The sequence below is a fragment of the Catellatospora sichuanensis genome (assembly GCF_007483665.1).
GTDB lineage: Bacteria > Actinomycetota > Actinomycetes > Mycobacteriales > Micromonosporaceae > Catellatospora > Catellatospora sichuanensis.
Window position 1 is genome coordinate 80,372 of sequence record NZ_VIQO01000040.1, and the last position, 25,370, is coordinate 105,741.

23 protein-coding genes and 2 pseudogenes are annotated in these 25,370 nt (G+C 68.2%); 13 read left to right on the plus strand and 12 right to left on the minus strand.

What is annotated here, in order from left to right; translation table 11 throughout:
• Positions 1-155 precede the first annotated feature (155 nt).
• Entirely contained in the window at positions 156-3,059 is a 2,904-nt protein-coding gene (locus FLL47_RS38975) for a hypothetical protein (protein ID WP_144127708.1), read from the minus strand.
• A 285-nt stretch (positions 3,060-3,344) separates the two neighbouring features.
• Between FLL47_RS38975 and FLL47_RS38980 the strand changes: the two genes are divergently transcribed.
• Positions 3,345-3,671 carry a DUF3592 domain-containing protein gene (locus tag FLL47_RS38980; protein ID WP_186316183.1) on the plus strand — a complete coding sequence of 109 codons (327 nt, stop codon included), beginning with the start codon at positions 3,345-3,347 and terminating at the stop codon, positions 3,669-3,671.
• A gap of 82 nt (positions 3,672-3,753) precedes the next feature.
• On the opposite strand, the gene FLL47_RS38985 is transcribed toward FLL47_RS38980, so the two are convergent.
• From FLL47_RS38985 to FLL47_RS38995, 3 genes are all read right to left on the minus strand, one after another.
• Complete coding sequence (locus FLL47_RS38985; RefSeq protein WP_144127710.1) at positions 3,754-4,140, minus strand: hypothetical protein; 387 nt, start codon at positions 4,138-4,140, stop codon at positions 3,754-3,756.
• 143 nt (positions 4,141-4,283) lie between these two features.
• A complete protein-coding gene (locus tag FLL47_RS38990) occupies positions 4,284-5,363 on the minus strand; it encodes a LacI family DNA-binding transcriptional regulator (protein ID WP_144127711.1) in 1,080 nt (359 codons plus the stop codon).
• Between the two features lie 134 nt (positions 5,364-5,497).
• Entirely contained in the window at positions 5,498-6,577 is a 1,080-nt protein-coding gene (locus FLL47_RS38995) for a hypothetical protein (protein ID WP_144127712.1), read from the minus strand.
• A gap of 246 nt (positions 6,578-6,823) precedes the next feature.
• Here FLL47_RS38995 and FLL47_RS39000 point away from each other — a divergent pair, with 246 nt between their 5' ends.
• Entirely contained in the window at positions 6,824-10,075 is a 3,252-nt protein-coding gene (locus FLL47_RS39000) for an NACHT domain-containing protein (protein ID WP_144127713.1), read from the plus strand.
• A gap of 240 nt (positions 10,076-10,315) precedes the next feature.
• Here the strand turns inward: FLL47_RS39000 and FLL47_RS39005 are convergent, their stop codons facing one another.
• Both FLL47_RS39005 and FLL47_RS39010 read right to left on the minus strand, forming a co-directional pair.
• Positions 10,316-11,242 carry a hypothetical protein gene (locus tag FLL47_RS39005; protein ID WP_144127714.1) on the minus strand — a complete coding sequence of 309 codons (927 nt, stop codon included), beginning with the start codon at positions 11,240-11,242 and terminating at the stop codon, positions 10,316-10,318.
• Position 11,243: 1 nt separating this feature from the next.
• The gene (locus FLL47_RS39010; protein ID WP_144127715.1) at positions 11,244-11,906 is read right to left on the minus strand and encodes a hypothetical protein; all 663 of its coding nucleotides are present in this window, start codon (positions 11,904-11,906) and stop codon (positions 11,244-11,246) included.
• A 161-nt stretch (positions 11,907-12,067) separates the two neighbouring features.
• Between FLL47_RS39010 and FLL47_RS39015 the strand changes: the two genes are divergently transcribed.
• The 3 genes from FLL47_RS39015 to FLL47_RS39025 are packed head-to-tail and all read left to right on the plus strand — an operon-like array spanning position 12,068 to position 14,627.
• Entirely contained in the window at positions 12,068-12,757 is a 690-nt protein-coding gene (locus tag FLL47_RS39015) for a response regulator transcription factor (protein ID WP_144127716.1), read from the plus strand.
• On the plus strand, positions 12,754-14,163 hold the full coding sequence (locus FLL47_RS39020; RefSeq protein ID WP_246159273.1) for a HAMP domain-containing sensor histidine kinase: 1,410 nt from the start codon (positions 12,754-12,756) through the stop codon (positions 14,161-14,163). Before FLL47_RS39015 ends, FLL47_RS39020 begins: the two co-directional genes overlap by 4 nt.
• 23 nt (positions 14,164-14,186) lie before the next feature.
• Complete coding sequence (locus tag FLL47_RS39025) at positions 14,187-14,627, plus strand: hypothetical protein (protein ID WP_144127717.1); 441 nt, start codon at positions 14,187-14,189, stop codon at positions 14,625-14,627.
• Positions 14,628-14,983: 356 nt separating this feature from the next.
• Here FLL47_RS39025 and FLL47_RS39030 read toward each other — a convergent pair whose 3' ends face one another.
• From FLL47_RS39030 to FLL47_RS45285, 4 genes and pseudogenes are all read right to left on the minus strand, one after another.
• Entirely contained in the window at positions 14,984-15,757 is a 774-nt protein-coding gene (locus tag FLL47_RS39030; RefSeq protein WP_144127718.1) for a hypothetical protein, read from the minus strand.
• A gap of 740 nt (positions 15,758-16,497) precedes the next feature.
• The gene (locus tag FLL47_RS39035; RefSeq protein ID WP_144127719.1) at positions 16,498-17,013 is read right to left on the minus strand and encodes a hypothetical protein; all 516 of its coding nucleotides are present in this window, start codon (positions 17,011-17,013) and stop codon (positions 16,498-16,500) included.
• 149 nt (positions 17,014-17,162) lie between these two features.
• Positions 17,163-17,726, minus strand: a complete 564-nt coding sequence (locus FLL47_RS43430) for an RNA-guided endonuclease TnpB family protein (RefSeq protein ID WP_246159278.1) — start codon at positions 17,724-17,726, stop codon at positions 17,163-17,165.
• 125 nt (positions 17,727-17,851) lie between these two features.
• Positions 17,852-17,941, minus strand: a pseudogene (locus tag FLL47_RS45285) (helix-turn-helix domain-containing protein); the annotation flags it as partial.
• Between the two features lie 197 nt (positions 17,942-18,138).
• Between FLL47_RS45285 and FLL47_RS39045 the strand changes: the two are divergent.
• Complete coding sequence (locus FLL47_RS39045) at positions 18,139-18,321, plus strand: hypothetical protein (protein ID WP_144127720.1); 183 nt, start codon at positions 18,139-18,141, stop codon at positions 18,319-18,321.
• Positions 18,322-18,330: 9 nt separating this feature from the next.
• Here the strand turns inward: FLL47_RS39045 and FLL47_RS39050 are convergent, their stop codons facing one another.
• A complete protein-coding gene (locus FLL47_RS39050) occupies positions 18,331-19,137 on the minus strand; it encodes a GNAT family N-acetyltransferase (RefSeq protein ID WP_222106405.1) in 807 nt (268 codons plus the stop codon).
• 29 nt (positions 19,138-19,166) lie between these two features.
• The gene (locus FLL47_RS39055) at positions 19,167-19,856 is read right to left on the minus strand and encodes an HAD family hydrolase (RefSeq protein WP_144127721.1); all 690 of its coding nucleotides are present in this window, start codon (positions 19,854-19,856) and stop codon (positions 19,167-19,169) included.
• A 243-nt stretch (positions 19,857-20,099) separates the two neighbouring features.
• On the opposite strand from FLL47_RS39055, the gene FLL47_RS39060 reads away from it, so the two are divergent.
• The 7 genes and pseudogenes from FLL47_RS39060 (at position 20,100) to FLL47_RS39085 (ending at position 25,327) form a co-directional block, all read left to right on the plus strand.
• Positions 20,100-20,426, plus strand: a complete 327-nt coding sequence (locus FLL47_RS39060) for a hypothetical protein (protein WP_144127722.1) — start codon at positions 20,100-20,102, stop codon at positions 20,424-20,426.
• Between the two features lie 67 nt (positions 20,427-20,493).
• Positions 20,494-21,069: pseudogene (locus FLL47_RS39065) on the plus strand (DUF1963 domain-containing protein); the annotation flags it as partial.
• A gap of 134 nt (positions 21,070-21,203) precedes the next feature.
• Positions 21,204-21,329: a DUF1963 domain-containing protein gene (locus FLL47_RS44905; protein WP_281286784.1), complete on the plus strand. Its 126-nt coding sequence runs from the start codon at positions 21,204-21,206 to the stop codon at positions 21,327-21,329.
• 172 nt (positions 21,330-21,501) lie between these two features.
• Positions 21,502-22,608: a hypothetical protein gene (locus FLL47_RS43435; protein WP_186316186.1), complete on the plus strand. Its 1,107-nt coding sequence runs from the start codon at positions 21,502-21,504 to the stop codon at positions 22,606-22,608.
• Between the two features lie 281 nt (positions 22,609-22,889).
• A complete protein-coding gene (locus tag FLL47_RS39075) occupies positions 22,890-23,381 on the plus strand; it encodes a cupin domain-containing protein (protein ID WP_144127723.1) in 492 nt (163 codons plus the stop codon).
• 402 nt (positions 23,382-23,783) lie between these two features.
• The gene (locus FLL47_RS39080) at positions 23,784-24,302 is read left to right on the plus strand and encodes a SigE family RNA polymerase sigma factor (protein ID WP_144127724.1); all 519 of its coding nucleotides are present in this window, start codon (positions 23,784-23,786) and stop codon (positions 24,300-24,302) included.
• Positions 24,299-25,327, plus strand: a complete 1,029-nt coding sequence (locus FLL47_RS39085) for a TolB-like translocation protein (protein ID WP_144127725.1) — start codon at positions 24,299-24,301, stop codon at positions 25,325-25,327. The genes FLL47_RS39080 and FLL47_RS39085 overlap by 4 nt, the downstream gene beginning before the upstream one ends.
• Positions 25,328-25,370 lie beyond the last annotated feature (43 nt).

Here is a 25,370-nt window from a genome sequence, read left to right on the forward strand (position 1 = left end):
CCTGCCGATCCTGCCCTGGTAGGAGGCAACCCGACGGTGATCACCCACATGCCATACCTGCTCGACGCGGTCGGCGAGGACCAGGTGGAGCTGATGGTGCGAGCCGCCGCCGAGCGGCCGTGACCTCCGCGTACTGATTCATGCTGGGACGCCGTCTAGTTGATCTTTATCTTCCCCTTCGCCAGGCCGGCATCCACGCGGTAGAGCACCGTCGCTCGTGAGGCGTCGGTGTAGACCGTGAGTCGGAGACGGTGCGGCGTACCGTTCCCGGCCGCGTCACCGTCCACCGCCGTGACGGTGAAGGGCAGACCGGCCGTAGCCGTTCCGTTGAGCACGGCGTCGGCCACGCCCTGGAACGTGGCGACCGAGTTGTCGGCGCCGCTGACCACGAGCCAGTCGATCCGTGTCGAGGCGAGATGGAAGGCGTCGTCGCCGATGTTGTAGGTGAAGGTGAGGGCGCGTCTGGTGTCGAGGGTGCCGTCGCCGCGGTAGCCGAGACTGAAGTCGAAGTCGGCCTTGGTGTTGCTCCCGGTGGCCAGGCCCGGCAGCTGATCGGTGCCGTGGACGGGCACGACCCGGCTCTGGCCCTGCGCGGTGGCATTGCGGCTGTGGTTGGCAGGCGAGCTGAGGTTGGTGACGGCTACCTGCACCGGGGCGGACAGCGTGCTGCTGTTGCCCGCCAGGTCGACCGCCGCGACGGCGTACTGGTAAACCCCGGGAATGTAGCCGTCGGTGAAGTTCGTGGCGTCGAGGGCCGCCGGTGAGACCAGCACGCTGTCCCCGGTGAGGATGTCTTCACGCCACACCTGGTAGGTGGCGGCACCGGGGACGGTATTCCAGGTGAGCACCGGGGCGTTGTTGGTCGGCGTGGCGGCCGACAGGCCCGTGGGAGCGGGCAGGCCGACCACGAGTGTCGTAGCCACGGTGGCGCTCCAGTTGCCCGCCCGGTCCCTGGCGCGCACGTGTACGTCGTAGACGCCGGCCAGGCCGGTGTCGAACTCGGCCGACAACGTGGCACCGTTCCAGGACATGCCGGTGCCGTTGCCCGCGCCCGGGTCGGCGGCACCGACGTAGTACTCGCCGGTGTCCACGCCGGTGAGGTCGTCGTCGGCCGGGACTGTCAGGGTGCTGGCTTCGTCGAGCTGCTTCGGGTTCGCCGTCCAGTGCGGGGCGCCCAGCGAGGGCGGGGTCAGATCGGTGCTGGGGTCGACGACCTCGAATCGCGCCTCGAACGTGGGTGACCAGTTGCCGAAGCTGTCATGGACACGGTAGTGAATCGTGACCGTTCCCGCAGTATCAAGGTTGGACGCAGCTGCGACGAGGTCGTAGCGGAAATGTGAGGTGTCCGGATCCGGAACCGCGCCGAAGGACACGAGGCTGCCCTTGCCGAGTCCCGGGTCGGTGTCGCCGAGGTAGAACTCGCCGTGGGCGACGCCGGCACCGGTGTCGGTGGCGTCGATGCGGAACGGCATGTTGCGGCCCAGCAACGCGTTCGGAGCCAGAAAGGTGATCCCGACCTGCTGAGGTGGCGTCGTGTCCGCGATGGCGGCGGGATCGGTGGCGACGACGTACGCGTTGTTGCAGGGCCTCGTATTGGGGTAGGCGCGCTCGTCGTAGCTGACGGCGCAGTAGTACGGGGCGCCGAACGTCTCGGCGGCGGAGGTCATCGCGACATGGGATCCGTCCGCGGTCAGCGCGCTGCCGGACTGCAGGCGCCAGGTGGCCGGAACGCCGTTCGCGTCGACGTTCACCAGGTGCACTGCGCCGGTGTCCAAGCGCTTGGAATACAGGCCGGTGCCATGGAAGTAGGTGCTGTTCGAGCGCATGATGGATTCGGTCGTCCAGACGAACACGTTCCCGTCGTCGGACATCTGGAAGGATCCCGGCAGGGTGTAGCGGTCGGGTGTGGTCCCGTCGGCGTTCACATCGGCCCGCTCCAACGTGGCGGTGACGGTGTCGTAGCGGAACAGGTTGCGACAGACGCCGAACGCCGTCATGAAGTACTCGCAGTATCCAGGGGTCTGCGGGTAAAGCATGGCGGAGTCGGCGATGAAGCCCAGGTAGCGTCCGGTCGCCGAGACCTCGATCGTGAATGCGTTCGGGCTGGCAAGGTGATCGAACACCAACGTGGTGGTCCGGCTGGGGACGTCATAGCGGTAGATGCTGTAGACCAGCGGCTGATTGAACTCCGATTCGACCCGCCGGTAGTAGACCGTGTTGCCGTCGCTCGACAGGCCCAGAGGTCTCGCATTGTCCGCGACACGGGTGAGCGCAGGCGTGCCGGGCGCCGCGGTGCGGTCGACGAGCATGACGGCGTTGGCGAAATTGTTGTTCCCCGACACCTGGTACCCGAAGACGACTTTGGAGCCGTCGGCCGACGCGTGATGAAACTGCGATCCGGCATTGGAACCGATGTATGTCGGCGTGCCGATGTAGGTTCGTTCGACATTGACGACGGCACCGGTGACGAGGTCTTTGGCGAACAGATACGAGCGGCTGTCGGTGTCACTCGGATTCACGGTCCGGGCGCCGGTGACGAAGAAGAGATGTCTGCCGTTGCCTGACAGTCGACCGTCGCCCAGCGCCATGTCGGGGTTGTTCGCCGACGTCGACACCAGAGTGAGCGTGCCCTCCTGCCGGTCGCGAACATAGAGGCGCGACCGCTGCGACTCGAACGACAGATTGGTGGCGTTGGAGCTCAGCAAGACGTACCGACCATCGTGCGAGATGTCGAGGGCGTTGCCGCCGCGGTCGGCGTACTCGCCGTCGTCGTCGACCGAGACGACATCGCCGGCCGGAGGCGCCGCAGCATGCGCCGGAGTCGCGACAGCGATCATGGAACTGAGCAGCATCAGGCTGCCGACGGCGAATCTTCCGACCATGCTGCGCATACCGTTATCCACCGCCAGTGGCTGTCTCGGAATGGGATCCATCAACCTGTCGGCGCCAGTCTGCACGGTTACGCTGATTGAACGATACGGCCGCCCATCGAAGTGGGCCGTTAGACCGAATCGAATCGGATCGCAGTCTGATGCCGGGTGACTGGACAGGCCGATCACAGCTACGGATGTACTCGCCCGCACGAGCTACACGTCTCCGTGTTCAGCGGTGGCAGGCCAGCTTGTTCAACGTCCACCGGTCGGTGACCTGCTCGTCCTCGGCCAGCGGCAGGATCCTGCCGAGCAGGCGCCTGGCCGGGTGGTGGTCAGTGCCGTCGACGGCCCGGAACGACGCCCGGGTGTTGGAAGGCCGTAGAAGCGTTCAGGACCGGTGCACCTCGCCGTCGAGCAGTCGGCGGTGCCCACGCCACCAGGCTGGAGACGGTTGGGCGTCAGGTCGACGCCGTGGTCACCGACGTTGAGCCGGGCAGTAGAGGCAAGCACGTCACCGTCGAGTTCCCGCTCGCGTCAGGGGAGCGAGTGTCGGCCTGGTGCGACAGCTGTGACGACGGGCTGCGTCAGGGCGACCAAGTCCGAATTCGCTACGACCCGACGGATCCCGACCAGCTCGTGGAGCAGGTCGGGAGAACCAGCCGACGCAACGTCTCCCGTTTCAGCTGGTTCGCAGCGGCAACGCGGACGGCCGGAATGATCGCGATCATGGTCGCCCGCTGGCGGCGTCGGCGGGACCGCAACAGCACCAGTTACGGCAGCTCAACCAGTCAACCGTGACTGCCGTACTAATCCCCGCGCTTTCGGCAACATTGTTCGGGCCATCCCGGAGGGGCGGTGCTGTCAGGTCAGAAACTCCCGGTCAGATTCGCAGCACCGAGCGCAGCTGCGCGACTTCCGCCTTGTTGTACAGCGGGCGCAGCTTGAGCTTCTGCCGCGGATCCCTGCCGGCGAGCTCCCAGTAGCCGTCGACCTTTCTGAGCCCCATGATGTCGGACCTCGGCATGGCTTGATCCGGCCAGACTGTGTCGTAGACACGGACGTGGGTCGCGTCGACAACGACTTTGGTCACACGGACATAGCGTATCCAAACCGCCGCGAAACCTGCGCTGATCAGAGCCATCCCGACGTATTTCCAAAGCTCCGTCGGCGGCCAGATGACACTCAGGATGGCAGCGAGCATGACCGGCCACATGCCGTACACAGCGGTGCGCCGGTATGTCAAGCGCAGGACCATTACCTCCTGCATGGTGATCCTTCCGGGGAGAGGGCCGGACGGCGGCCGGACATCCCGGCTTCGCCGGCGCTAGTCGATCACTGCTAAGGCCGGTGCCCGGAGGAGGAGCACCAGAACCTCGGCGGTCATGCCGTGTCTGGCGATGCCAGGAAGCGTCATGGGCGTGTGCCGGTCGAGCCTCGAACGACGAGCGTGGGGCCGAAAGTGGACCGCCGATTCCGTAACGGTCGGCCGTCGATCACCTGAGCCAGCATCTGCACAGCCGTGGCCGACATCGCGGCCACGGGCTGGCGGAGTGTGGTGAGCGGCGGATCGGTGAATGACATCAGCGGGGAGTCGTCGAACCCGATGACGGAGATGTCTTCCGGCACAGACAGACCCCCGGCGCGGGCGGCGCGTACAGCCCCAAGTGCCATCAGATCCGAACCACAGACTACGGCGGTCGCACCGTCTGCCATCAGCCGCGCGGCTGCCACCTGGCCATCCTCAGCCGTGAACCACGGCGCGACCTCAACCATTTCCCGCAGCCCGGCGGTACGCATGGCCTCCAGGTATCCGTCGAGCGCGCCCCGTGCCGGCAGGTAGCGTTCCGGACCGATGACCATGCCGATACGTCGGTGCCCGAGTGAGGTCAGATGGGACACGGCGAGTCGTCCCGCGGCACGGGTGTCACACGATACGAAGGACGCCTCAACGTCTGGCAGGTCTCCGTTCATGAGCGCCATCGGCAAAGAGCGACCGACAAGGTCGCGGTATCGATCGCGATCCTCGGTGGCATCCGCGTGCAGCCCTGAAACGAAGATGATCCCTGAGGCCCCCTGTTGCAGCAGCGTCTTCACATGGCTGTCCTCGCCGGGACCGCCAGGTGCCAGGGTGTGCAGTGCCGGGGTGTAGCCCTGCTGGATCAGCGCCGCTCCTATGGCACGAGCGAAAAGCGAGAAGATCGGGTTCTCCAGTTCGGGCGTGATCATCCCGATCAGGCGGTCTTGGCGCTCACGCAGGTGCTCCTGACTCTGGTATCCGAGCGCCTCCAGGGCGGCGGTCACGGCCAGTCGGGTAGCCGGATTGATGCCAGGTTTGTTGTTGACCACGCGGGAAACGGTGGACTCACTGACCCCCGCCTGCCGGGCGACGTCGGCCAAGCGGGTCGTGCCCCCGTCTGCGGTCGTCACGGTCTTCCGCGAACCGGTGCCCGAGCCGCCCGAGGATGGATGCAGGCCACGGCGCGATGACATGCGGGCACTCTAGTCGTTCCACGAACGCCGCAAGTGCCCGTCGAGGAACCAGGCAAGCCGGTGCCGACGGCCGTGGGGGAGCTGCCGACGCGGTGTTCGTGGGCCAGGCGCCGGGTCAGACGTTGTCGATCCGCTCAATTCGCCATGAGGTCGGTCTGGCGGGCCTCGATGACGCGGGACAGCCACCGTGCTGCCTCGTCGGGCGGCAGTTCGTGGTCGAAGGTCATGGTCGGGACCAGGTGCTCGTAGACACGACCGTTCAGCCAGCCGTACATGCCGTTCGGCGGGTGCATGACCAGAATCCGCATGCCGTCGGTGGTAGCGATATCGGCGGGCCTGCTCTCGGGGGAGACGTACGCACCAGTGCCGTCGAACAGCCGGAACCGGCGGACGACCATGTTCCCGGCGGACAGGTTCGGTTCGCCGGTGGTCGCAGCGTCGACCCAGTCGGGCGGCACCGGTTCGAAGTGGGGCAGGCCCCGTCGGGTGGGACCGACAAGGCGGTCGGCGAGCAGCGTGTGTAGTTGGAAGTTGTCGCCGAGGCCGCTCATGGTCAGCCGGAATCCGCGCCCGGTGGCGTGATCGAGCACGATCAGCGGCTCGTCGTCGAGCACCTCGGCCAGGCCGTGCACCCAGTGGGCGAGTGGGACGTCCCCCGCGATCTCGGCGGCGGTTTCGCGGACCTTGTCGCGGTCCGACATCGCGCGGCGGAACTCGGGCAGGGCCATCGTGGTGATCAGCGCCTTGCACCAGTAGTCGACGTCGTACCAGGCCATCGCGATAATCGTGGCCTCTTCCTCGGAAAGGCCGAGGCGGCGCGATCTGCGGACCAGCTTGTCGATCACCTTCGCCATGGGTGGCGGGTTCTCGCGGTCGGGCAGCTTCCCGGTCCAGGTCACCCGATTCCAGAGCACCCGGAACACGTCGGCGGCGAGCATCGACTTCGCCGCCTGTGCCGGCAGCACCTCGGCGAGGGGCAGTGGGGAGCCGCCCCACTCCACGCAGGCCCCGGCGAGGACCGCGACCCTGGCGAAGTCGCCGCTGAGTTTCGGGAGGAGAGCCGCCAGATCCTCGACGACGGTGGTGAGCTCGTCGGGCGGGAGCGGCCGGGCGTGTTCGGAGACCCTGCCCAGGTGTGCCCAGAAGCCTTCGATGTCGCCGGACTGCATCGCCTGGTACAGGCCGTCGGTAAGCGGCTTCAGCGGGGACGGCACAGTCGGTCAACGTACCGGCTTCGTCGGGACATGTCAGCCCCGCCGGGTTCGCCTGCCCGCAGATGCTAGGCGATCGAGGTTGCACGGACCGCCCTCGAGGACAAATGATCTTTGGTTGGCAGGGGCGTTTGCCCTAAGGAGCGCAGGTTCACCCGGACAGGCGACGGCGGCTCGCCGCCGACTCGTACACAGTGTGGAAGGCCGCCGTCACACCGCGCGGTGGTGCCGACAGCCGGAGAGGTGCCCGTGCGACGCGACAACCCACTCACCCTCGATGGCGCGCTGAAGATCCTCGGCAAGCACGAACCGAAGACGATCGGGCTGCTCGACAAGATCCTCGGCGGAGTCATCCTGGTCGGCGGTGGGATCGCCGCGGCGACCAACCCTGCTCTCGTGCCGCTGGCCATGCTGGCCGCTTCGTGGGGCTGGGTCGACCAGAAGAACGAGGCCGTCAAGCTTGTCCGTGCCGCGGTCGACGCCGTCAGCGCGAGGTTCTCCGCCACCAACGGCCACGACCGCGTCGACCTGCTCGCCGCAGCGCACACCACGATCGTCGTCGCGGGCTACTTTGAGGCGCTGCGCGAGGCGCTGGGCGAGTCACAGTGGGCCAAGCTGGACTTCTCGGCCGACGAGCAGGTCAACGTCGCCCTGGACGTCCGCCCCAGCGACTTCCTGTCCACGCTGTACACGGCGGAGGTGCCACGGCCCTGCGCGACCCAGGGCTTCGTCGAGAGCAACGAGCTGGTGCGCGAATGGATGACCGGCCTGAGCGTGCGCTGCATGCACTTCATGCGAGGCCTGGCAGGGTTCGAGGACATCTCGCCGGTGATCTTCGCGGAGACGCCGCGCAACGGCCTGAAGCGATACCGATCCCTCTACTTGCAACTCGCCGACCAGGCGCCGGAGTTCAACATCTGGGCTTCGCTCGCAGAGCACGCCGCGACCCGCGACGCGACGCGGATTCTTGGCGCCGACCTCCACGCGGCGCTCGACGGGCAGTCCGACGCCCTCGCCCGAGTCGAGTCCCTGCTCACCATCTCCCGGACCTGCCCGGAACCGGTCGACCTGGCTCTCAAACTGCACCGCGCCAACCAGCGCGTCCTCGACCAGCCGATCGTCGACTCCTCCGCCGACCGCCACGAACTGCCCATCAACGTCCCCACCGTCGCCGAGGCCTACCTCAACCCGCGCTACCGCCACGCCCGCTACGACAGCGAGCAGTCCCGCCCCGGCGACGAGTCCTGGTGGGACGCCCAGCCCGCCGGCGACGACCTCGACCTGCTGGTCGTCGACCACGTCACCGGCCCCGAGGCGCAACGCCTGCCGATGCTGCTGCTCGGGCACCCGGGCGCAGGCAAGTCGCTGCTGACGAAGGTGCTCGCCGCCCGCCTGCCACCGTCGTCGTACACGGTCGTGCGGGTGCCGCTGCGCCGGGTCTCCGCCGACGTCCCCCTGTACAGGCAGATCCAGCTGGCACTCGACCTGGACACCAACTGCCGCATCGGCTGGCCTGAGCTGGTCGAGCAGACCTCCGACACCATCCGGGTGGTGCTGCTCGACGGCCTCGACGAGCTGCTGCAGGCCACCGCCCACGACCGCGCCGGCTACCTGCACGAGATCGTCGACTTCCAGCGGGCCGAGGCGGCGCAGTTGCGACCTGTCATCGTCGTGGTGACCTCCCGCACGGTCGTCGCCGACCGCGTCGACATCCCGCCGGGCACACCCGTCGTCCGCCTCGACGACTTCGACGACGCCCAGACCCGGGCCTGGATCGACCAGTGGCGCGCCACCAACGACACCGCCATCCGCGCCGGCCGCCTGGGCGCGATCACGCACGAGGCGGCCCTGGCCCAGGGGGTCCTGGCCCGGCAGCCGCTGCTCCTGCTCATGCTCGCCCTGTACTGCGCCGACCCCGCCGCCGCGCCGCTGGATTCGGATCTGTCCCGGGCGGCCCTCTACCGAAAGCTCATCGACAACTTCGCGCTGCGTGAGGTCAGGAAGCGAGCCGACGGTGGGCTGACCGGAGATCGGCTCCGGGACGCCGTCGACGACCAGGTGGGGCGGCTCGCGATCGCCGCGCTGGGAATGTTCAATCGCGGCCGGCAGGACATCACCGACCGCGAGCTGGGCGCGGATCTGGCGGCCCTGGGCGAGGCCGGCGACGCGCCGGACCCTGCCGAGTCGGGCCGGCGCGCGCTGGCCGAGTTCTTCTTCGTGCACACCGCCGAAGCCCAGACGCTCGCCTCAGGCCCCGCGCCGAGCGAACGTCACGGTGCGACGAGACGCTGCTACGAGTTCCTCCACGCGACCTTCGGGGAGTACCTGGTCGCAGCACGGATCGTCGAGGCGCTCGCGGACACCGCCGACAGCACCGTCGGCCGACGCCGCACCCACGAGCCCGACGACAGCTTCCTGTTCGCCGTCACCGGCCACCAGAGCATCGCCGGCCGCCAACCCGTGCTGGAGTTCGCCCGGCAGCTGCTCATGGAACTGGAGCCCGACGAGCGCGAGCAGATCGACGGCGTGCTCGTGACGTTGCTGGCCGAGGTGCGGCAGCGGCCCGATTCGGCGAAGTTCGCCGGATACCTGCCGACGGCGCAGGACCGGCTGCGGCGGATGGCCGCCTACTCGGCCAACCTGGTGCTGCTGCGGCTGCTGCTGTGCCCGGTCGAGCACGGCCTCGCCTGGGCGGATCTGTGGCCCGACCAGAACGAACAGGACGCCGCAGCGTCCTGGCGGGCCACCGTCAACATGTGGCGGGCGGGTCTGGACCCCGGCGGCTGGCAGGCGATGATGACAACCCTGCACAGCTTCGAGGCGAAGGTCTACCTCACGACAGCGGACCAGTCGCTCACATACGACATAGGAGGGCTGCTGTACGCGCGGCTGTCGGGTGATCAGGTGATGGAACGCCATCTGCGCATCGGTACGGCGGTCACCGGCGAACTGATCTACACGCTGCTCCCGCACGACGATGCGCCGACTGTCGTGCTGACCAAGCTCCTGGCGAGGAACAACGGTTCACCGATTCCGATGCCGCTGTTGCCGATCCCCGACGGCCTCGAGGACGACGACCTCTACGCTCTCGACGACATGGTGGTCCGGCAGCTCATCCAGTTCAGCGGCCGCTGGTCGACGCAGGTGGTGGAGGTGTCGGTGCGGTGGTTGCTCGAGTCACCCGGCCATCATCGCCTTCGGTCGTACGCGCTGACGGCGGCTGTCTGCGCCCACCCCGACATGTTGTCCGGCCTACCGTGGCGGGAGCTGGCGGCGCACTTCCGCGGTCCGGGTACGCGGCTGATGGTCGACGTGGCGCTGGCAATCCGCGCCTACACCGATCCCGAGCGGAACCAGTTGGCCGACTTCTGCCAGGCGGTCTTTCCGAGGGCTTCAGACGAACCCCGCTTCGACACGCTGCTACAGCGTGGTGATCATGTCGGGCTTCAGGTGCGTGACCTGCTGTCCGCGTTCATGCCCGATCAGAAACGCCTACTCTGAGCGGCGGGCGCCGGCGGATGGAGAGCGATCAGTTGCCGGCGTGGAGGACGACGCTGCTGGCTTCCGCGCAGCTGCGCAGCCTAGGCCGCGGCAATGGCACCGGAGGGACGAGTAGGGGAGCGCCCGCATCGGTGTGGGTACGGGTTTGTTGGTGCGTTCGATATCGCCTCGCGGGAGACCCTGAGCACCCGTGGCGCGTGCTGCTTCCCGTAGCGGGTCCGCGGGCGCCTCATGTCGTCGTCACCCCGGGATCGGGCCGTGGTGCCCCGCATCCTGCCGGAAGGTAGCGACACGGTTGCCGGAGATCTCGAGCACCACTTCGACTGCGGCCGACATGTATTGCTCATCGGAGGTGGCGAACGGCAGGTTCAGATGGGCTTCCACGCTCTGCGTAGACACGCCGGCCGCGCTGCTTTCGGCTCCGATCAATGCGGTGATGGTCCGAGGTAGATCAAAGGAAATGATCGTATATTCGTTGCCGGTAAGCGTGATCTGGCCGGGAAAGCTGACTTCCAGCCAACTTCTGCCAGTCTTGCAACTGTTGAACACTCTGCCGTTCAGTTGCACCTTGGTGCCGGCCGATTCGCTCAGCAGCGAGCCTTCGACCTGCCAGTGATCGCTGGCGACCGAGCTCACAGTCAACGTGGATCCGACCCGTTTCGCGGGCTCCTCCTCGCCCATGCAAGCCACCGCGATGGGCTCGTTCGTCGTCGCTCGCACGGTGACGTTCTTGAGTAGTTGCTGTTCTTCGCTGGAGTTGTACACGGCGAGCTCCAGCCGGTAGTTCTGGCCCGCCTCCGCGATCGTCAATGCCTCGACCTGGACCTGCCCGGACGTGTCCACGAACCCGAGTGCATCATGGATCAGGAAGTGTCGGCCGGCCGCGGTCATCGACGCCGTACCTATGCCCAGGACGAGGCCAGCGGCCAGGGCTGCCGCCAGCAGCCGCAGCCGCGGGTAGCGCGGCTTGTCCTCGGCATTCCTGGCTCGCCACAGGTTGTGCAGCCCATATCCGCCAAGTGCCACGACGGCCACTGCCACGCCGACGGACGAGGCCGGACGGTCCTGGGTCAACGCCACAGTCGCCGATACCGACGTCAACGCGACCGCGAGCAACGGCTCGACTTTCGACAGCAGCGATGGCCGTGATGGCTGCGGTTCGGTCACGTCATGGTCCCTTCGTCGCCGCCGGCAGCGGCTGGGGCGGAAGATTGATGCGCTTCATGTGACTCAGGGAGCCGACCGTGCCCATGCTGTCGGGTTCACAGAAGTAGCTCTTGTTGTTGCTGACGGTCTGGATATGCAGGTCGATGGTGTCGAGTGCAACGCCGTCGATCGGCGAGTAGGACACCAGCGCGCCTTTGGCGTTGTCGTACTCGACGATCTGTAGGTTGCCGTCGGTTGTGCTCCAGAGAAACGGGATGCTCCCCGAGAACCTGAACCACAGCTCGTCTTTGTCGTTGAACTTGACCAGCTGCGGTCCGGTGGTGTTGTAGCTGTAGTAGCCAGTGCCGTCGGCGTAGAAGACTGCCATCGGTCCGTAGGCGGTGACGGTGTCGCTGCCAAGGTCATCGATCCGGACTGAGTAGTCGTCTTCAGGTACCTGCCATGCGCCGAGCACGCATGGATCGTGCGGCCCGGTCGGCGGGGCTGTCGGTGGACGGACCGCAGGTTCGGAGGGCTCCGCTTCGTCAGTCTGTTCCGCGATGACCGGGCTGGTTTGATCGCGTCCAGCCGAGGTCGTCATCACGAAGGCGGCGACCGCGATGGCGACCACCATCGCGCCCGTTGCGGCGTCGGCGAGTCTCTGACGTGTCGCTGCGTTGGGCATGACCTAAGCCTTCGAGGATTGACGTGTTGGGATCACGTGTTACCGAACCTGCCAGCTGCCGCGCACACTGAACAGCAGCCGGGGTGTCAAATCATGGACAGGCCTGCCAAGCTGTGGTTGCGTCCGCGGTGGCGAGCTCGAGCTGAGTCGAGGAGGACGTGTTGCGGATCCTGGTGGCCGACGACGACACTGCCGTGCGTGACTCGCTCGCGCGCAGTCTCAGGTTCGAGGGCTACGCGGTGGACGTCTCCGCGGACGGCGCCGAAGCGCTCGCCTCCATGCTTGTCGCCGAACCCGATGCGCTCGTGCTCGACGTGATGATGCCCGGCGTCGACGGACTCGACGTATGCCGATCGCTGCGCGGGCGAGGCATCGTGGTTCCCGTGCTGATGCTGACCGCCCGCGACAGCGTCGGCGACCGGGTAGCCGGGCTGGACGCCGGCGCCGACGACTACCTGGTGAAACCGTTCGCCCTGCAGGAGCTGCTGGCACGGCTGCGCGCACTGCTGCGTCGCGCGGTGCTCACCGGCGCCGGCAGCCAGGACGGGCCGCTGCGCTTCGCCGGAATCACCCTCGACCCCGTCACCCGCGAGGTGAGCGCCGACGGCCGCCCCGTACGGCTGACCCGTACCGAGTTCAGCATCCTCGAAGTGTTCCTGCGCCATCCGCGCCAGGTCATGACCAGGTCGGCGCTTTTCGAGCAGGTCTGGGGGTACGACTTCGGCGAGAGCTCCAACAGCCTGCACGTGTACCTGGGCTACCTGCGCCGCAAGCTGGAGGCCGACGGCCGCGACCGTCTGCTGCACACCGTGCGCGGCATCGGCTACGTGCTGCGTGAGACGCCGCTGTGAGCCTCACCAACCGGCTGAGCGTCATCGCGGCGCTCGCCGTCGCCGTCGCCGTCGTGGCCGTCAGCGCCATGGCGTTCCTCCTTGTCCAGGAGGAGCTGTACCGGCAGCTCGATGCCCAGCTCGACGCCGACGCCCGCACCATCGCAACTCAGCCGGACCGGTGGATGGCCAAGTCCCCGATGAAGCCGCCGCCGAAAGGTCCGGTCGAGGGACAGCGGCGCGGCATCGAGGAAGTCGGCCTCGGGCCGCGCTGGCAGATGATCACCGTCAAGGGCGTCGTCTTCACCTCCGCCCTGCCGGTCACCGACGGCACCCTGGCAGTCCTCAACGGGCAAGCGGCCGGCAGCAAGGAGACGGTCACCGCCGGCGACGAGCAGCTGCGGATGGTTTCGCTGCCCCTGGACGAGGGCGGCGTCATCCAGGTGGCCCAGCCGCTCGGACCGCTCCATCAGACGCTCAGACGGCTGGCGATGCTGCTCGCGTTCGGCTGCCTCGGCGGTGCCGCGCTGGCGGCACTACTGGGGCGCAGTGTCGCGCGCGCCGGACTCTCGCCCATCCACCAGCTGACCGGAGCCGTCGAGCGCGTAGCCGCCACGCGGGACCTGCTCACCGCGATACCGGTGCGCGGCCACGACGAAGTCGCCCGCCTGGCGGGAGCGTTCAACGACATGCTCGCCGCGCTGAGCGAGTCGCGTGCCGCCCAGCGGGCCCTGGTCGAAGACGCCGGACACGAGCTGCGAACGCCGCTGACGAGCCTGCGTACCAACATCGAGCTGTTGGTGCGGGCGGAAGCCGAACCCGAATCGGGTCGGGTACTGCCGGCGCAGGACCGGGCCCGGCTGATGCAGGACCTGGAAACACAGGTGGTGGAACTGACGCAGCTCACCAACGAGCTGGTCGACCTGGCCCGTGAACAGACGAGCCCGGAACAGGCCGAGCCGGTCGACCTGGCCGAGGTGGTCGTCACGGCGGTCGAACGGTGCCGCGGCCGTACCGCGGTGCCGATCGACGCCGACCTGGTCACAGCGGAGCTGACGGGCCGTCCCGGCGCATTGGAGCGGATGATCATGAATCTGCTCGACAACGCCACCAAGTGGAGCCCGGCCGGCGGGCGGGTTTGTGTGCGCCTGCGCCATGTCGGACAGCAGGTGGAACTGAGCGTCGTCGACGCCGGCCCCGGCATCGACGAAGCCGATCGCCTGCGCGTGTTCGAGCGGTTCTACCGGGCCCCCGCGGCCAGGGCACTGCCCGGTTCCGGCCTGGGCCTGGCCATCGTCGCGCAGACGGTGGCCCAGCACGGCGGCACGGTGACCGCGGAACCGGCGACGACCGGCGGCGCCCTGTTGCGGGTGCTGCTGCCGTCGAACTCATCGCATTTTCTTAACCAACCGATCAGCGGCGTTTAGCCGCCTGCGCCACCGTGTCCTGCATGACAACAGAGTCCTTCGAAACACCACCCGCCGACGCCTCCGCAGAACCGGTGGCCCCGGTGGCCACGCAGCCGGCCGCGGCACCGGCTCCACGGCGCTTGTCAGGCAAACTCGCACTGGCACTGGCCGGGGCGTTTCTTGCCGGAGCGGTCTGCACCGGATGTTTCGGTGTCGCGGTCGTATTCGTAGGGCACCATGCCGACGATCACCGCGAGTTCGGTGGCGACCACCCGAAGATCGAGCGCGTGATCCCGGAGCGCGGTGAGTGGAAGGGCGAGAAAGGCCGGCCCGGTGGCGGGATGCCATGGGAGAAGCAGGCCTGGCCCGGGCCGCAGGACAAGGGAATATGGCCGGATCCGAACGGCAAGCCCGGTTGGCCGGGCGTGCCGGCACCCGCTGACAAACTCCCGTCGCCGGTGCCGTCTCCGTCGAGCTCCTGACCAGAACGGCACCAGCAGGTTGCACCGAAGCCGGGGTCGTGCCGTCGTTGCCCGAGGGCCGACCCTTCGCTGAACCACTCACCCGGCCGCCCTCCCCGGTTCATGCCGGCCGACAGCGTCGGATCGCGGCGTTATTCGGCCGGGAGCTGTGATGAAGACGGCGGTGTGCACGAGATCGGTGGCGTCCCCTCGCTGCGAGGACTTCCCGGATCCCGTGGCCGGTGACCGATGAGGTGGTCATCGACGTGAAGGCGGTCGCGGTCGCGGTCGAGAACGTCGACAACCGGCCGCGGCCGGCCTGCTCGCCGCGACCGACCGCTGCCCGCCGGTGCGGCGGGCAGCGGTCGGTTCATCGCTCAGTCGCGGTGGAAGAAGATGTCGTCCATGTCGCCGCGGAACTGGTCGGTGTCACCGTCGTGCTTGGCGCCGTTGATCGTCTTGGCCCCGATCGTCACGGTGCCGGTCGGCAGGATCGCGCCCATGGTGGCCGTGGCCGTGACTGCAGGCGTCAGGAGCGTGCCGGTGGCCGGGTCGGTGACGCGGAGCTCGAAGCTGGTCGCAGACAGGCGCGAACACTTCATCTTCACCCACGTGTTGTCGGGCAGGGTGTATCCGGTGGCCTTGAGCAGCACCTCGGTGGTCCCGTCGGCCCAGCGGCAGCTCGGCGTGAGCTTGTCGACCTGCAGCTTCCACTGAGACGCGCCGACCGTGGCGAAGCCGTACTGGAAGACGTTCATGCCGGCGTTGGGGTTCACGACGCCGTTGTGGACCCGGACGCTGGCGCCGAACGCGAACGTGCCCGCGCCGGCGCTGTTCGGGACCAGGGTGCTGGACACCGCCGGGGTGATCCTGGACTGCTCGCACGTTCCCGCGGTCGCGCACGCGGCCCCGCTGAAGTGCAGGTACGGGTTGGTCGTGCCGGCGTCGGTGACGGTGGTGACCGTGCCGCCGTTGGCGGACCCGACGGTGCCGTCGTTGAGGTTGCCGGACGTGTCGACGACCGTCGTCGCCGACGACATCGTGCCCTGGTATCGCAGCTCGTAGTAGAAGACGGCCTGCGCCCCGCTGGCCATCGACACCGCGATCGCAGCGCCGAACGCCACGGCCGCGAAGAGCCTGGATTTCTTCATTTCGTTGACTCCATCCGAAGGGGTGAGCGCCCAGGGAGGGTGCGCAGGACGGATCGCCGTGACGGATGCCTGAGCGGAACAAGGACGGCGGTCAGGCGTCGGCCAAGACCGTCCTTGATGGAACGCGAACCGCTCGATGCGTCGGAGACGCGGTTGCCGAGTCGCAGAGTCGCCGCGACCTGTGCGACTGGCGCTTGCCCATGACGTCGCGGAAAAACCGCGGACGACCGGGCATTGCGGCGTTGAAAGGCGCATTTGCGGCGCGCTGATACTCGGAAGTGAGCATCCTTGGTGATGACATGATTCTGCGCCCTCCCCGTGGCTTCCATATGAGAACACGCGGCCCTCTTTCGCCGCTGTCCCGTAATCGAATCGTGACGGCCCAGAACGGCGTCGATACCGGTGACCTGCCTGAGGTCAGGGCGGCCACAACGCGGATACAAAGCCCCTGTGCCTGCGGTGCAACCACATCGACGCGATGAGCGGCCGGGACTGCAGGAAATGCAGTGCTCTTGTCCGGACGTTCGCCTTCGTGCATGATCTGCCGCGTTGTGCCCGTCGGTGCGCAAAGACACCATGAGTCCGATATGGATCAGTAATGCCTGCCCCATCCAGAGAAGCAGTAGATAGCATCCGCCCACGCCGCGACCACGCAGTTACGAACCTCGCGCGGCTCGACGTCTGCATCGACTCCCTGTGGATCTTCTCGCAGTTATCGGCTGTGGTTGCTCGTTCGCGCGTCACACCATCGAGGCGCCGACCGCCAACTCGTACTGCAGCACATGGGCGATGTCGACCATTCGCCCGTCGGCCAGTGTCCGGCCCGACGGCCACACGATCGACTGCAGTCGCCGATTCTCGATGGTGCGGATCGGCGCGCTCGCATGAAGATCGATGCTGTCCTGGTCACACCACGTGACGACGGCCTGCCAGAAGCGCTCCACCTGCATCCAGCCCGCGACCGTCCGCGGTCCGCGCAAAGGCAGCAGATCTTCGGTGGTGAACAACCCAACCACGCCGTGCGACGTGGTGTTCTGCAGCGCCTCCAGAAACTTCAGCGCAGTGAGCGGGCCGTCGCCCTGCTCCGCCAGCAGGTCCTCGACAACACGCAGGCAGGCCGCGGCTCGGCCGTTGTCCCTGCGCGCCACTTCCATCGCGATGGCCGGCATCTGGATCTCACCACCCGCCGTGGGTAGCCCCGCAGCAGCCATGAGACGAAGCACCGGCGGCAATGGCCGCCGTTTGAACAGTCCCACGTCGTCACCTCGTCCAGCCGGTCGCGGTCATGGATCATGCCAGCCGCGACCCCGCACGTCGACCCGCTCGCCTGAGTTGCCGTTGCAATCGAGTGATCTCTAGTGGGCACTCAATTGCAGTCGGCCGTTGCCGGCCGACGGTCCCCGTCTTACCCACCGAGGTGGTGGTGCGGGGTGGTCGGTTCACAGCCACCTGCCACCACGGGGTTGGTCTTACGGTCGGCTCCACGGCCGTTTAGCGTCTCCCGGCCACTCCGGGCGACGTCCTGCTGCAGGTTGATCGCCGCGTTCAGATCACGGTCCAAGCTGAGGCCGCAATGGCCGCAGGTGTAGGTCCGTTCCCGCAGCGCCAGCTTGGGTTTCACCACGCCGCAGGATGAACAGGTCTTCGAGGAGGCAAACCACCGGTCGGCCCTAGCCAGGCGGCCGCCGTGCCATGCGGTCTTGTATTCGAGCTGGCGGCGCAGGGTGGCCCAGCCGGCGTCGGCGATGTGGCGGGCCAGGCGCCGGTTGGCCATCATGCCGGCGATGTTGAGGTCCTCGACCACGATCGAGCCGTATATGCCGGCCAGGGTGGTGGTGAGTTTGTGCAGTCCGTCGGCGCGCAGGTTCGCCATGCGGGCGTGTGCGCGGGCCAGGCGGGTCTTGGCCTGCTGCCAGCGGCGTGATGGCCGCCGTCCGGTCCGCCGGTCCGGGCCCTGCCGCCGGGACAGTGTCCGGGCCGCACGGGGGTGAGCTGCTCACCGTCCAGGCCGTAGGTGCGTTCGGCGGCGCGCTGGTCGAGGTTGGCGCGCACCGCCGCTAGGGCCCAGTTGAACGCGAACCGCCCGGCTCCGGCGTGGCGGTGCAGGTAACGGTCCTGGGCCGGGGTCGGGTCCAGGGCGAACCGATACGCCTGCACCACCACCGAACCAGCCACATCGGACACTCGAGCAGATTAGACAACCCGTACGACTACACCGCCATCGCCCGCGGACATCAGCCGGGCCGAGCTTGCCACCGCACGCTGGAGCGCACCAAAGCACACTCAAACACCAGCAGTTGGATACCCCACTCGCGGCGAGGCAGGCAGAAAGTCGACGTCCGTCCGGCAGCTGGGCGGGTCGCCGTCAGAGGTCCCGCACCGTGCCGACGTCCACGAACTGGCGCTCCTGGATCACAGGCTGCCGGCGCACTGTCCATGACTACGAACGCCACCCGGAGCACCGCGCCGCCATGGTCCAGTGGGCCATGGTCGTCGTCATGACCCGGCGCCTGACCCGATACCACACGACCGGACGCCTCCAAGCCATACTCGGCACCGCCTGACCTGGTTGGTCAACGAGCGCTCAGTCCCGTGACCCGGATGCTCAGCTGGGTGCCAAGTTCATGGAATCCGAGCGCACGTGCCACTCGACGCGACGGTTCGGGACGAGCCCGCCACTGGGGCAGGAGGTCGTTGGCCAAGGCGTCAGCCACTGCTGCGCCCCCGACGACGCGTGCAAGCCCGCGCCCACGCTGTTGCGGGGCGGTGAGTACGCAGATATGGGCAGCCTGACCCGGCCAGCGTCGGTAGCCGGCCGCCGCCACAACGTGTGTCCCGCTGCGCATCACGAACGCGGGCGAGGTGATTTCTGCGAGCCCGCACTCGTCGGCGTCATCCGACGGAACCGAGGCGAGGAATGCGGCGAGATCAGCATGACCTGCGGGGATGACGTCTATAAGGTCGGTATCCGTTGGTCGGAAGCTGTCCTTGTCACAGTAGGCCAGTGTCGCTGGACCCAACAGTTCAGCGACAGGCAGGGCGCGGCACACCCGGTCAGGGTCGGTCAGGGTGGTGACCGGCAGTCCGCCCAGCCGCTCCCGTACGAGATCACCGATGCCGTCCTCCGGAACAGTGATGATCGCGGCGTTGCCGAGCGTGACGATCCCGCTCCAGCCGGGCGGACACAGCAACGACCTCTCCGAGACGACCACTTCCGTGCCCTCGGCGGGGAAGGTGACGGCGACGCCGGCCAGCTCAAGCCAGACCTGCCGAGCCCGGACGATCAAGAATTCACTGGCCATGATCGCATCCTGGTGGTTGCTGGGGACGCACGCCACCGAGTTGCGGCCGGCGATGGGTGTCGCATCGATCGTCGACAACGCCTTGACCTGCCCAGTTCTAGCAATTGTCAAATCTTGCGGGTGGGCAGTGCCTGATGGAGGGTTGGCTGCCGTTCGGTGATGAGATTCGGCAGCTGGCGCATGTCGTGGAAGACGACGGTGTTGTGGCCTTCAAGGCGTTCGGCCGGGGTGAGTCCGCCGGCGTAGCCGAAGGTTCGCATGCCGGCGGCGCGGGCGGCGTGGACGCCGGGTTGGCTGTCCTCGACGACAACGCAGGCTTCGGGATCGACGCCCATCTGCTGGGCGGCGTGCAGGAACAGGTCGGGTGCGGGCTTGCCGCGGGAGACTTCGGTGGCACTGTAGATGCGGCCTGCGAAGCGTTCGTAGAGCCCGGTGCGGCCCAGAGTGTGCCGCATCTTGTCGTGGGAGCCGTTGGAGGCGACGCATGTCGGCAGAGTGAGCGCGTCGAGTGCTTCCGGCAAGCCGTCGACCGGGGCAAGCTCGGCGTCCACGGCCTCCCGGTGGAGCTGCTCGAACCTCTCCGACCAGATCGCGGCCGTGTCCGGGCCGAGCTGGGCGGCGATCTGCTCGTGGATGGCGGCGGGTGAGCGCCCCATGAACCGGTCCACGACCTCGTCCTCTGTCAGCGGCCACCCGAGCTCGGCTCCGAGTCCGACCTGGACACGAGCGGCGATGCGCTCGATGTCGACCAGTACGCCGTCGCAGTCGAATATGACGAGTGCAATGGGCTTGATCATTCCCGCAGCATAGGCCCTGCTGCTCACGCTGCGGCGGCCTCCTCACGCTCGACCACGCCGTTGTTGAACTGGGCGCCGGAGCGGACCAGAGCGACGAGGCAGACTCCGGTGATGGCTCGCGCTCTACCTCATCCACCTGGGCAGCGCTATCCGCGTCTTCTACGACACGAGGATCGCCAACGCTTCCAACGCAACAGCCGTACAAGAGCCCTGGGCATTGACGTCACTTGGATGATTGGTCGCATGACCGTGGATGATCCGGAGCCGGTGTGGGTCGCCTTGCGTCTGGTCATCGTGGCCCTCGGCTTTGTCTGGGTCTTACTCGGCGTGCGTGTCGCGGTGACGCGACGGTTTCCTATGGCCTGGGTGCGGGCTGCGCGCCTGACGACGAGCCAGCGATCCCAGCCCATCCGCCTCGGTGGTGGCGTCGCCCTGCTCGGTGCGAGTGCGCTCCTCCAGCAGGCACCGTTTCTCCTCCCCCTGCCCTCGGCGGTCGGACGTGCCCTGTTCGCAGTGGCACTGCTTCTCCTCATGAGTGCGGTGGGAGGGCACGTCCTGCTCCGGCGCTGACCGTCCTGAAGATCAGTAGCGGACCGGCAGCCCTTTCCCGTCGTGGCCGGGTGCGACTATTCCCGACATGGCTTCCACCATCGACCTCGCCGCGATCGCCCATCGGCACCTGCCCGCCGACATCGCCGCCCGTTGGATCACCCTGCTGCGACCCGCGATCCGACTCCGCTCGGATGGCGCAGCGGGACGGCTCGAGGTCGGCCACAGCGGCGGCGAGCCGGTGCTGCCGGCCGGCGAGCCGTGGCCGGTGTGGCCGGGGCATGGCCCGCTGACGCTGGTCGCGTCGATCGACTGTGCTCGGCTGCCAGTCGTCGCCGGCCTGCCGCTGCCGGCCGGTGGCCGGCTGCTGTTCTTCTACTTCGACGGCCAGTACGACAACGGAGAGGCGTTGGTGTACTGCATGGATCCCCAGTCGCAGGCCGGTGCCCGAGTGGTCTTCGTTCCCGCCGAGCTGCCGTCGGAGCCGGCTGTCGCCCCCGCCGGCATCGAGCCGTATCCGCGGTGGCCGCTGTACGCGGACGTGGTCGACACCGCGCCGGATTACGACAGCCTTGCGGTCCGGAAGGCCTTCCCGGAGTCGGCGAACACCGACGGCGATCATCCGGTGTGCGGTGACGACTTCGTCGATGGCCTGGATCTGCCGTACCACTTCGGTGATCAGCTCGGCGGGCACCCGCTGTCTATCCAGGGTCCCGTCGAGTTCGAGGTGGCACAGGCCGCGCTCGGCGGCGTGATTGGCGGTCGCCGGTCCTGTCGCTCGAAGCGGCGCGCTGGCGGCTGCTCGCCCAGTTCAGCCACGGCAGCCATGGCGGGCACACGGCAGGCACCCTGTACTGGATGATCAAGGAGGAAGACCTCGCGGCGGGCCGCTTCGACCGGGCGCTGTTCGCCCGGCAGTGCTGACGGCGATGTTCTCGGCTGGACGGCTCACGCCGCGTTGGTCAGCCGCCAGAGCCGGCGCAGGGCCGACGGCTCGGTCGGGCGATTGTGGGCCCGTTCGGCGGATGCCCGCATATCAGGTGATCTTCTAGATTGCTGCGGGCCGTCGGTGGTGGCCGGGACTTAGGGAGCGATCGTGAGGAACCGTCTGGCCGGCCTGCTGGCCGCCGTCCTGTGCGCCGTCGTGTGGGCGCCGTCCGCTGCGCACGCCGCGGTGCCGCTCGACCTGGCACTGTCGAGCGTGCCGTCGTCGGTGACGACCGGGGCGCGGGTGACCACCGCGGTGGACGTCATCGTGCGCAACCAGGGCTCGGCCACCGCCGAGGCATACCTGGCGGTGACGCTGGAGGGTGGCACCGGCCGGGTCTCGGTCAGCTCGACGGGCACCTACGCCCAGCTCGAGCCGGGCGAGCAGCGACGGCTCACCGCACTGATCACGCTGCGGCCGTATGCGAAGACCGGCTTCGCGGGCACGATGGTCGTGCGCGCCGAGGGCGGAGTCGACGGCGCGGTCCCGGCCGATGCCCGCTTCGGCATCGCGCGGGTCAAGGTCACCGTCGGCGTGCCACGCACCGCGGACGTGGTGGTCAGCGGCAACAGGGTCGCACAAGCCAACCCGGGGGAGACGGCGGTGTTCCGGTACACGGTCGCCAACCGGGGCCCGATGGAGGTGCCGACCTTCGAGCTGACGGTGCGCAGCAGCGGCTTCGAGATCGTCCGACTGGTCGGCTGCACGAAGCTGGCGAAGTCGGCGTTCCGGTGCCGCGCGAACGATCTCGCCCCCGGCAAGTCGCTGCGCTGGGAGATGCACCTGCGGTTCGCCAAGACCGACGTGAGCGCCTCAGGTGGGGCAAGTGTGCTCGTGGCCGAGCGCAGCGATGACACCAACGTCACCAATAGCGACTTCGGGTTCGACGTCCGCGCCCGCGGCTTGGGCGCCACCCCGGCGGCCAAGCCGACGGTCGGATCCTCAGCCGCCCCGTCGCGGTCGTCCGCGACGACCGCGACGGTTCCGTCCGCACCGGTCTCGGCGTCCGCCACCCCGGTGGCGCCGGCCACGGCGGGGTCGGAGGCGGCTGCGGGTGTGCCGGTCAGTGCTTCGGAGCCGAAGTCCGGCTCCGGCTCCGGCTCACCCGCGATAGCCGCGTTCGCGCTCGTGCTGGCGCTGACCGTGGGCGCTTCGATCGGCCTTTGGCGGCGGAGCCGTGCTGCTGCGGCGGAGGCAGCCGAGCCCGTCGAGTGAGCAGACGACCAGGCGCCCGCCGCGGTCCGACATCAAGTGCTTGCCGCGGGCGGCTCCTGCTCGCAGACGAGAGGTCGCCTACCGCGCACGCGGCACATTGCCGGGCGCTGCCACGTCCACGGCAGCCGGATGCGCTGTCTGGGCAGCGCGTGCGCAAAGGCGACGGCCCGATTCGAGCGGCCAGGCATGAGACAATACAGCCTAAAGGGGATGCCGGCACGGTACCTGCAGGAGTGACCTTCGTCCAAGCGCCGGCGCCCGATCTGCCGAGGAGGCGTGCCATGCGTGAACACGTCAAGGGCAGGACGCTCATTGCCGCAGGCGAGGGCGACGACGCCGACGGCGTCGTGATCAAGCTGTACGGCGAGGAGACGAACGGGGTCGTCTCGGTCGTCGAGCAGCCGTTCGAGCCGGGACTTCTCCTACCGCCACATGTGCACCAGAACGACGTGTGGCTCTACGTGCTCGAGGGGGAGATGCACGCGCGGGTCGGCGACGAGGTCGTCAGGGCGACACCCGGCTGCTGGGTGCTGAAGCCGCGCCGGATCCCTCACACCATGTGGAACGCGGGGCCCGAACCTGCCCGCATCATCGAGGTGTACACGCCTGGTGGGTTCGAGTTGTTCTTCAAAGACTTCGGGCAGCGGTTGCGCCAAGGGCCGATCGGGCTCGATGAACTGAACCGCCTTGGCGAGCCGCACGGCATCCGGTTCTTCGACGACTGGGTTGCCGACCTCAAAGCGACCTACAACCTGCGCCTCATCGGCGAGTAACCAGCGGTGCCGCCCGAGATGTGATCAGAGTGCCGTCCACCCCGACGCGACCGGTGCGCCGGGCACCTCATCACGGCGAGCACGTCGGGCACGCGGACGCCGAACTCGTGGAGAACCCGCCCGATCAGCGCGCCGCCGGCCGCAACACCGGCTCTCGGCTGATGTACCACCAGCTGCGCCAACTTCAATGTTCGGCCGCCGGGCCGACCTGGCCGCCGATCAGGACCGCCTGTCGGCTGCATCAATGCGGTGCCCGAACGCGCCGCCATGTCGTGTATGGACGACCAGGCCGGTCGTGGAATGCGGCACAGAGCAACCGCGGACGCCCGGCAGATTACGCAGGTCCGTGATGCAAACTTCCGGGCGTCCCCGTCGTGAGGAAGGCGAAAGGAGGTGCACACAGTGCAAGATTCCGAGGAGGCCGACTTCACGGCCTTCGTCGCCGACCGCGCCCATGCCCTGCTGAAGACGGCGTACGCGCTGACCGGCGACCGGCACGCCGCCGAGGACCTGGTCCAGGGCGCACTGGCCAAGGCGTTCGCACGCTGGCGGCGCATCGAAGAACCCGAACCGTATCTCCACAAGATGATCTACAACGACTTCGTGTCGGGCTGGCGTTACCGGCGCCGCCGACCCGAGGTCGCCATGGCCCGGCTCCCCGAACGCGCCGCCGGGCAGCACGTGGAGTCGACCACCGCGCTACGCCTGATGATGCGTGAGGCGCTGCTGTCGCTGCCGCCACGCCAACGCGCAGTGCTGATCCTGCGCTACTTCGAAGACCTCAGCGTCGAGGAGACCGCACGGATCCTGTCGTGCCGCCGCGGGACGGTGGCCAGCCAGGCCAACCGCGCCCTCACCAAACTACGCGAGCTGGTGCCCCTGCAGGGCATGGCCCCCGACCTCGTGGAAGGACGGCGATGACACACTTCGGACAGGTCTTCTCCGACACGATCGAGGAGATGACCGAGCAGATCACGGGGCCGCCTGCGGGCCTCGCTGGGAACGCGATGGCACGTGGCCGGCGCCTGCGCCACCGGCGGCGGCTCACCGCCGCGGGCGGTGCGCTGCTGGCATGCGCGGCGCTCGTGCTGCCGTGGGTGGTTCTGTCGCCGGCCGCGGACTCGCCCCAACCCGGATCGACGGCGGGGGTGGCCGCCACCGGCCGGCCGGCGGACACCGGACTGGTCGGCGGATGGGTCATCGTCGGCAACGGAAGTCGCGTCCTCGACCGCGCCACCGGGAAACTCGTCGAAATGGCCGGTTCGGTCCTGCCCGCACCGGCCGGCGGCCGGGTCCTGATCGAGGAGAGCGGAGGCGGGCTGCGGATCACCGACGCACACGGTTCTCCGCCGGTCGCCGTCGACCCCACCGACCTCGGCGGCGCCTACCAGTGGTCGCACACGGGCGAGTGGCTCGTCGGCCGGGCATCGCAGAAGGAACCGTTCCGAATCGGCTTCGCCGTCATCGACGCCCGCACCGGCGCCGTGAGCAAACACTGGATCGACCGCTCCGCGCACGACTGCAGCCGGTGCTCGTTCAGCTGGACCCGCGACGGGCGCGAGATCGTCATGGCGGTCGCCGACCGGTCCGGTGGCGAGGGCGCGGAGAAGGTGCGCCGCTTGCAACTGTTCGATGCCGCCACGGGGGCGCCGACCCGCTCGCTTGCGATCACGGCGATGCCGTCGGGTCCGTACTCGTGGTCACCGGACGGGCGATACGTCATCGCCGACGTGGATGTCCTGGCGGGCCGGTGGCAGATCGTCGAACTCGCCACGGGCCAGGCCCGCCCGTTCCCTCACGACGCCGTCTGGGCTACCGACGACCGGCTCCTGGCCACCGACGACGGCAAGCTGCTCACCTTGAACCCCGACGGAGCGGTGCTGTCCACGGTCCAGATCAATCCTCCCGGCGAACGGGATGTGATCACTGTCGGCCCGCCGGCCTGACCCGTACGATGCCGCCGACGCCGGTCCACGCCCGGCGTCGGCG